Raw genomic sequence first — 2,790 nt, 5'->3', positions numbered from 1 at the left:
GGGCTCAGTCTTTTATAACAATCAGATCTATAGATTCGAATATATATAACTGGAAGGCTTATGATAGGAAATCGGCCTTATCTTGGTCAGACCCGGTGACGATCAAACCGGCGGCTCCGGTCGGCAGGCCAATCGCCATTGAGATTGGCCCGGCCAGCGGCTGTGCATAGTAGAGGTTGGCGGCGGTCATGCCGCAGGCCAACGCCAACAGCGGCAGGCGTGCCGGGGTGGCCGACCCCTCAGTGCTCATGCCTGGCCGGCGCGGCGCGCACTGGTACGCGACAGCGCCGCCCAGTCGAGATGGCCTTCACCGTACGCCAGGCTCTCGATGTGGGTATCGCGTAATGCGCTAGCCAAAGGCAACGGCACGTTCGCCCGCTCTGCCGCTTCCAGCACCAGCCTTACATCCTTCAGGCCCAGCGCCAGCCTGAAGCCGGCCGGCTCGAAGCGTTCCTGGGCGATGGCTGCCCCATAGCCCTGGTAAACCGGCGCGGCAAAGATCGTCGACGTGACCAAATCCAGGAATCCGGCCTTCTCTGCGCCGTAGCCCTGCACGAGCGCCGCCGCCTCGCCCATGGTGCCGATAGCGCTGGCGATCATGAAGTTCACGGCCAGCTTGACCGCATTCGCCTGCTCCGGGCGGCCCCCCAAATTCCAGGTCTTTTGCCCGAGTACATCAAACAGCGGTCTCACCTGCGCCAGTGCCTCGGGTTCTCCCGCCGCAAGAATATTGAGCTTGCCGGCTTCGGCAACATTGACCCGGCCGAGCACCGGCGCAGCGATGTAGCCGATGTCCATTTGGCGATGCAATTCAGCTAGTTCGGCGGCCATGGCCACTGACACCGTGGCCATGTTGACGTGAATCGCACCGGGCTTGAGCGCCGCCAACGCCTGTGTGTCGATTACGGCAGCGCGCGTGGCGGCATCGTCGGCGAGCATCGAGATCAGCACCTCAGCGCCTGCGGATGCTTCTCGTGGACTCGCGGCCACCGTGGCACCGAGCGCGGCCAGCTTCGCCGCGGGGGCCGGAGAGCGGTTCCACGCCGATACCGGGTAGCCCGCCTTGAGCAGGTTGACAGCCATCGGCAGTCCCATCGTGCCGAGTCCGAGAAATGCGATGTTCATAAAGACACTCCATTTTTAATGGAAACGTTTGTTTCCAAAATTGGAAAAAAATCAGGTCAGTGCGTTCAGCGCGGTATCGACCACGGACTGCATGGCCGTACGGCTGCGACCGGTCTTGCCGATCACTCGCATGCCTTGGACCAGGCACATCAGCATGCGCGCACTGGCCTCACGATCAACATGAAGCGGAATCGAACCGTCTTCCTGACCCTGCCGGATCAGATCGGCCAGCAGGGCCTCATTGAGCTCGAGCGCCGAGGCAATGTACCGGGCCATGTCCGGTTCAAAGGTCGAAAGCTCCGCCGCACTACCCACGACCAGGCAGCCCTGCCTGCCTTGAGCTCCCTGCGAAGATTCGACATAGAAGCCCAGTGCGTTGCGCAGGCGCTGCAAGCCGCTGCCACCCTGGCCAATGGCTTGCCGCATCTTCTCGACGCGTTGTGCGCGATAGTGGTCGAACGAGGCCAGGAAGATGGCCTGTTTGTCCTTGAATGCCTTGTAGAGGCTGCCCTGCGCCAGCCGCGTGGCCTGGGTGAGGTCAGCGATGGAGGTCCCGTGATAACCTCGCTCGCTGAATACGCGCACGGCCCTGTCCAGCGCCTGATCCAGATCAAACTCTCTTGGCCGGCCGCGGCTACGGGGAGTCTGCTGATTCGCAGCCATATCTACAATCCATATTGGAAATGATTGATCCCAATATAGCATGGAACCGCGCTGACAGGGGGCTCCGTTTAAGAAACCGGTGGTCGCAGCGGCCTGAACCTCCCGGCCTGAAGTTTCCGGTCCTGCTGCCACACGTAGTCGCCCGTCAGGTTGATGTGCTCCCAGCCCAGTGGCGACAGATACGGCAGCAGTGCCATATCCGGCGGCGCACCGCGCGGGCTCATCGCCTGGACAGCCCGCTCGAGGTAAACGGTATATGCGCAAGTCAGTAACGAATTTCTGATACTCGCAGGCTGTGTTACAGAGGACGCCCTCTCAACACATCAGGAGTATCTTGGCGATGACCGCAAGACGAACGACCATCCGGCAACTGCCGCTGACCGAGGTCGTTGACCGCGACACACCCGGCGCGACGCCGGTCAGTATCACCACCCCCGAGGGCGGCACCATCTATCACACGGCCCCGCTCGCAGACCCCGACACCGGCAGGCGACACGGGGCCCGCCCGAAGTGGATTGCAGGCACCTTCCCTCTCTATCCTGTTGTCCGGCTCGCTGACGGCGCGCCGTGGGCTGAGGCGAACCTCTGGCTCATCGATATGATGGAGTCGAAGTCGTCGCCCAACATGCTGACGTTCGCCAGCATCGCGGACGACCTGGTGGCATTCCGTCGTTATCTGGATGACGAGGGCGTCGACTGGCTGACGTTCCCCGCGAACAAGCGGCAACGTCCGACCTACCGCTACAGCGCCTCGATAAGGCTGGCCGTGCAGGCAGGCGAACCGTCCCTTGGCGTTGCCAGGCGGCGTATGGGCGCCGTGGTGCGCTTCTATCCGAAGCCGGCTTCAGGCCCGCGAACGCGCCGTGGGTCGAATCTGGCCGTTTCATCGAGGTCAGGGTGCCCGGCGTCAAATGGAATGAACGCCCCCACCTACCAGGATGCGGGACGCTAAATGAGCGGTTCCTCACAGTCCGACGCCATCAAAGTGGCCAAAATGAGGAA

Annotated in this window: 4 protein-coding genes and 1 pseudogene; 1 reads left to right on the top strand and 4 read right to left on the bottom strand. The window is 62.2% G+C overall.

All coding sequences use genetic code 11. From position 1 onward, the window contains the following. Nucleotides 1–58: 58 nt before the first annotated feature. From A3A5_RS45700 to A3A5_RS38730, 4 genes and pseudogenes are all read right to left on the bottom strand, one after another. Nucleotides 59–190: a hypothetical protein gene (locus tag A3A5_RS45700; protein WP_369797787.1), complete on the bottom strand. Its 132-nt coding sequence runs from the start codon at nt 188–190 to the stop codon at nt 59–61. A gap of 56 nt (nt 191–246) precedes the next feature. Continuing rightward, a complete protein-coding gene (locus A3A5_RS0116720; protein ID WP_018311693.1) occupies nt 247–1,125 on the bottom strand; it encodes an NAD(P)-dependent oxidoreductase in 879 nt (292 codons plus the stop codon). Nucleotides 1,126–1,176: 51 nt separating this feature from the next. After that, entirely contained in the window at nt 1,177–1,710 is a 534-nt protein-coding gene (locus A3A5_RS0116715) for a TetR family transcriptional regulator (RefSeq protein WP_018311692.1), read from the bottom strand. Between the two features lie 146 nt (nt 1,711–1,856). Further along, nucleotides 1,857–2,042, bottom strand: a pseudogene (locus A3A5_RS38730) (Tn3 family transposase); the annotation flags it as partial. Nucleotides 2,043–2,122: 80 nt separating this feature from the next. On the opposite strand from A3A5_RS38730, the gene A3A5_RS0116705 reads away from it, so the two are divergent. Further along, complete coding sequence (locus A3A5_RS0116705) at nt 2,123–2,740, top strand: hypothetical protein (protein ID WP_232431367.1); 618 nt, start codon at nt 2,123–2,125, stop codon at nt 2,738–2,740. The last annotated feature ends 50 nt before the right edge of the window (nt 2,741–2,790 follow it).

The organism is Cupriavidus sp. UYPR2.512 (assembly GCF_000379565.1).
Lineage (GTDB): Bacteria > Pseudomonadota > Gammaproteobacteria > Burkholderiales > Burkholderiaceae > Cupriavidus.
The sequence above is the reverse complement of the archived record's forward strand: the minus strand, read 5'-3'. Positions and strand labels throughout refer to the sequence as shown.